The sequence below is a fragment of the Eudoraea sp. genome, assembly GCF_049669105.1.
GTDB lineage: Bacteria > Bacteroidota > Bacteroidia > Flavobacteriales > Flavobacteriaceae > Eudoraea.
The window spans coordinates 1-5,490 of record NZ_JBATKE010000080.1 but is presented as its reverse complement, the minus strand read 5'-3'; the positions used below and the strand labels follow the sequence as shown (position 1 = coordinate 5,490).

Genomic DNA, 5,490 nt, shown 5'->3' with positions numbered 1-5,490 from the left:
CGCCTTATTAGTGCGGGACGATGATATTTTTGTTGGTATAGGACCCGATATGTGGCGCGTAGAGGATTCCAATGGTGATGGTGTCATGGATACCAAAACTTCAATTGCACATGGTTTCGCAGTACATATTGGATTTGGAGCTCACGGAATGTCCGGGGCAACAGAAGGCCCCGATGGTAAAATTTATTGGGGAATTGGTGACATTGGAGCCAGTATCACCACAGTAGAAGGTGATAAACTGCATTATCCAAATCAAGGGGTAATTGTCCGATGTAATCCAGACGGCACCAACTTTGAAGTTTTTGCTAGAGGCCTTAGAAATACACACGAATTTGTTTTTGATGCATACGGCAATTTAATTTCTTCAGATAATGATGGGGACCACAGGGGAGAAAGCGAACGACTTGTGCATATTGTCGAAGGTTCGGATGCCGGATGGCGTGCAAACTGGCAATATGGTAAATATACTGATCCTAAGAACAATAGCTATAAAGTGTGGATGGATGAAAAGCTATACCTCCCCCGTTGGGAAGGACAGGCTGCATATATAATTCCACCTATTGCGAATTACCATAATGGTCCTACAGGGATGGTTTATAACCCGGGGACCGCCCTTGGGAAGGACTGGCTGAACCAATTCTTTCTGGTTGAATTTGTGGGAGATCCGGCACTTTCACATATTTGGTCTTTTACTTTAAAGCCAAAAGGGGCTTCCTTTGATCTGGATAAGGAGACAGATGTGTTAAGTGGTGTCTTACCAACCGGTTTACAATTCGGGCCCGATGGTGCACTATACCTGGCTGATTGGATTAATGGTTGGGGTACAAAAAATTATGGACGGGTCTGGAAATTGGATGTTGAGGATTCAAAAAACGATTTAAATGCAGAAAGACTGGAGACCCAAAGGCTTATGGCTTTAAAATATGAAGACCAGTCTGCCGATGATCTTGTTAAACTACTGGCTTATCCGGATATGCGCATAAGAAAAAAGGCTCAATTTGAGCTTGCAGACCGCACTTTTTGGGGATACAGGTCCTTAAAAAAGGTGATTCTGGAAGATAAAAACCAATTCGCACGAATACATGCAATTTGGGGAATTGGTCAGATTGCTTCAGATAATATTAAGAAAGCCCAACCTTTAATGGATTTATTGAATGACACGGATCCCGAAATCATAGCTCAGGCGGCAAAAGTTCTCGGAGATGTTAAATATAAGGAGGCTGGAGACAAACTCATTTCTTTACTCGAACATGAAAACGAAAGAGTGTGTTTCTTTGCAGCACAAGCTTTAGGAAGAATAGAATACAAAAAAGCAGTTCAGCCTTTAATTAATTTCCTGGCCGTAAATAATGATGAGGATGTATACTTGCGTCATGCCGCAGTACTGGCATTGAGCCGTATTGGTGAAGTTGAACCTATGGTTGCCTTATCTGAGAACCCGGAAAGAAGTTTGCGGATTGCGGCAGTATTGGTCTTAAGAAGACTTCAAAATGAAGATGTAGCGGTATTTTTAAAAGACGATGATGAATACATTGTAGCAGAAGCAGCCAGAGCCATCAATGACGATTGGTCAATACCTGAAGCCATGCCGGCTCTGGCAGGTCTTTTGGAGGAAGAAAGATTTACGTCAGAACCGTTACTTCGCAGAAGCATCAATGCAGCTTTAAGAGTTGGTGGTGAAGAAGAATTAGATATTCTTATTTCATTTGCAAAAAGAACAGATGTTTCCGGTGATCTTCGGGGAGAGGCCTTGGCGGCCATAGGCACCTGGGCATCCCCTTCCGTTTTAGACAGAGTAGATGGACGATACAGAGGAGAAATTAGTCGGGATTCAAATTTTGTAAAACAAAAAATTCAGGGAGATATTCCGGTTTTCCTGAAGGATAAGGATCCTAATATTCTTATCGGCACTTCTAAAATTCTGGGAACCCTTGGAATATCAACATATAATTCTCAACTAAAATCTATTCTAAGCAGGGATAGAAGACCGGAAGTAAGAGTTGCCATGATAGAAGCTCTAGGAGAATTACATGACAAGGCAATTGCCTCAATTGTAAAAACCGGGATGCGCGACAATGATGAAAATGTTCGAGCCGCAGCTGTGAGTATGATCCCTGAGTTAAATATTTCCAAAAATGAATTACCCGGAGTTATTTATCCAATTTTTAAAAATGGATCTATCAGGGAACAGCAAGGAATGATAAATGCCTTAGCAGAAATGCCTCTTGATCAAAGTCAGGATGCATTAGCGGATCTAATTCAAAAAGCAGGGAACAAACAACTTAATCCCGGAGTTATCCTGGATCTTATTGAGGCTGTGGAATCTACGCATTCCGAAGAACTGATTGCAAGTTTAGGAAAACTAAAAAATGGTGGGTATTCCATGGATTCTTATAAGGAAGCCCTTTATGGAGGTCGTAGTTGGCCCGGGGCTAATGTTTTTAAAAATAATTCTGCGGCGCAGTGCGTAAGATGCCATGCAATTGATGGAGCCGGCGGTCAGGTAGGCCCGCCTCTGGACAATATAGCGAATATACTAAGCAGGGAAGAAATCTTACAATCCCTTATTGAACCCGGAACCCGTTTGGCTCCTGGCTATGGATCTGTGGTGTTGACCCTTAAAGATGGCCAGGTAGTATCGGGAATACTGACAGCGGAAAACAAGGAGGAAATAATTCTTAAGACTTCTGATGCAGAACCAATGGAAATAGCTGTGTCAAGAATAAAGAAAAGAGAAAACATGCCTTCGGCAATGCCACCAATGGGGACGGTATTATCCAAAAGGGATCTTAGGGATTTGGTTGAATTTTTATCCAATTTAAAAGGAAAATAATCAGGGTAATTTCGCATTTTATAATAGTTCCTTTAGTTTTCAAAGCTACCGTGAAATTTCGAATTTAATTATTACCTTATGCAGGACTTTTTTCTTGATAATGCTGCAACCTGGGACAGTTAGAATAACATGCCTTAGCACTTTTCCCAAAAAGCGCACTCATTTATATCAATAATTGGATATCAACTTTAATAATTTCTATAAACCAACTTAATTACCAATGAATAAAGCGAAATTTACACTTTTTGTCTTAATCTGTTTTTTTTACCTCAACACCAGTGCTCAAGAGAGTAAAAAGGACTATTCCGAGGCCTTTAAAATTATTGAGGTCTGGTTAGATGCTCAAAAAGATTACGAAAAACTCCCGGGCATTTCTGCGGCAATAATCAAGGATCAGGAAATAATCTGGTCCGGTGCTTTTGGCAAAGCAAATATTGAAGCAGATGTGAATACCGAAACTACTACTATTTGCAGTATCTGTTCTATTTCAAAATTATTTACCGCAACGGCCATTATGAAGTTATATGATGAAGGTAAGCTGCGTCTGGACGACAAAGTGAGTGATCTTTTGCCCTGGTACAACCTGGATCAGAAATATTCAGAAAGCGGCCCTATTACAGTACGCACTTTATTGACACATTCCTCCGGTTTACCAAGAGAGGCTAATTTTCCCTATTGGACAGGTCCTGATTTTCCATTTCCCTCGAAGGAGGAAATAAAAAAGGAATTAGGCAATCAGGAAACTTTATACCCGGCATCGACTTATTTTCAATATAGCAATCTGGGTCTTACCCTGTTGGGAGAAATTGTGGAACAGGTGGCAGGGGTATCTTTTACTGAATACGTTGAAGAGCATATTATAAAACCCCTTCAGCTTAATGATACAAGAACACAACTCCCTGAAAATTTGTATGGCAGTCAATTGGCTATAGGCTATTCATCTTTAAACAGGGAGGGACAGCGTAAAAAGGTAAAGCTATTCCAGGCAAATGGAATCACTGCCGCTGCAGGTTTCTCATCCAACGTATTGGACCTGGGTAAATTTGCCTCTTGGCAATTTCGCTTACTGGATTCAACTATTACAGAAATAATAAAACCATCAACCTTAAAATATATGCAACAGGTACACTGGACTGATCCGGATTGGAAAACTACCTGGGGGTTAGGTTTTGCAGTTTCTAAAGGTAGTGATGAAACAAAATGGGTTTCCCATGGTGGAAGTTGCCCGGGCTATAGATCCGGTATACAGTTAAATCCCAAATCTAAAATGGCTTATGCTGTCATGATTAATGCTAATGGCACTAACCCCCATAAATATGCTATGGAAATGCATGCTATTCTCAATAAGGTGAAAGAAGAATCTAAAAATGGTAAAGTAATTGGAACTTCAAAAAAGGATATGACAGAATATACCGGTTATTACAGCAACCAACCATGGGGAAGTGAAAGTTATATTTCAAGCTGGGAAGGAAAGCTGGTACTATTAAGGCTACCCTCCCAATCTCCTGCCAAATCCATGATTTTCCTAAAGCATGTGAAAGGAGATAGTTTTCAAAAAATAAGAAAGGACGAAGAACCTGGAGAGATGATAATATTTGAAAGGGATGAAACCGGGAAGATTACCAAATACAGTCAACATGGAAACTACTCTAATAAAACAAGAAACTAATGAAAATAAAATCATTTTTTTTACTGCTTGGATGCAGCCTCTTTTGTGCCAGCGTATCCTCACAAGAACTCAATTTACTGGCAACAGAATTTTTAAACACGCTGGATCCGGAATTAAAGTCAAAAACAGTTTTTGCTCTGGATGACGAAGAACGGTTGAATTTTAATTTTATCCCTATAGTAAGAAAAGGCCCTACTTTTCATGACTTCAATGATGAACAAAAAGAGGCCGCTATGGCGCTGCTCAGAGCTTCCCTGAGTGCAGAGGGATTTCGAAAAACAAAAGAGATCATAGAACTGGAAAATGTTTTGCGGGAGATTGAAAGCGGTAAATTCCAAATGGCAGATGGCTCGCGTCGTGATCCACTTAATTATCACTTTTGTGTATTTAATAACCCTGCAACCGAGCAGTTTTGGGGTTGGCGATTTGAAGGGCATCATATTTCCTTTAATTTTGTTGGCTCAAAGGGTAAGATTGTGGCCTCTACTCCATCGTTTCTTGGATCCAACCCGGCTATAGTTCTCGAAGGGAAACAAAAAGGTAAGGAGGTTTTAAAATTGGAGAGTGAATTGGGTTTTGCATTGGTAAATTCTCTTTCAAAAGAACAGTTAGGTAAAGCGCTTTTTTCCGAAGAAGCACCCAGGGAAATTTTCACCACTAATAAACAGGAAGTGACCAATCTTGATCCTTTGGGTATTTCCTATGCCGATTTAAATAAAGATCAAAAAGAAGCTTTAGAGAAGTTACTTATGGTTTACTTGGACAATTATGAATCCGGATTTTCCAAATCTCTTTTAGACAAGATAAATGCCTCAGGAATGGATCAGCTCTCATTTGCATGGGCAGGCAGTTTAGTACCAGGAAAGGGCCATTACTACAGAATACAAAGCTCTGTGATTTTAATAGAATTTGACAATACTCAAAATAATGCCAATCATATTCATACCGCAGTAAGGGATCTTACGAATGATTTTGGCCGGGACCTTCT

Annotated in this window: 3 protein-coding genes; all 3 read left to right on the top strand. The window is 40.2% G+C overall.

Annotated elements, in window-relative coordinates; all coding sequences use genetic code 11:
- A partial coding sequence (locus WBM60_RS06770) for a HEAT repeat domain-containing protein (RefSeq protein ID WP_424282897.1) occupies positions 1–2,833 on the top strand: 2,833 nt, incomplete at its 5' end.
- A gap of 220 nt (positions 2,834–3,053) precedes the next feature.
- Complete coding sequence (locus tag WBM60_RS06765) at positions 3,054–4,502, top strand: serine hydrolase (RefSeq protein WP_424278490.1); 1,449 nt, start codon at positions 3,054–3,056, stop codon at positions 4,500–4,502.
- Positions 4,502–5,490 (top strand): DUF3500 domain-containing protein (locus WBM60_RS06760; protein ID WP_424282896.1); only part of this gene is annotated, 989 nt, incomplete at its 3' end. The genes WBM60_RS06765 and WBM60_RS06760, both read left to right, overlap by 1 nt.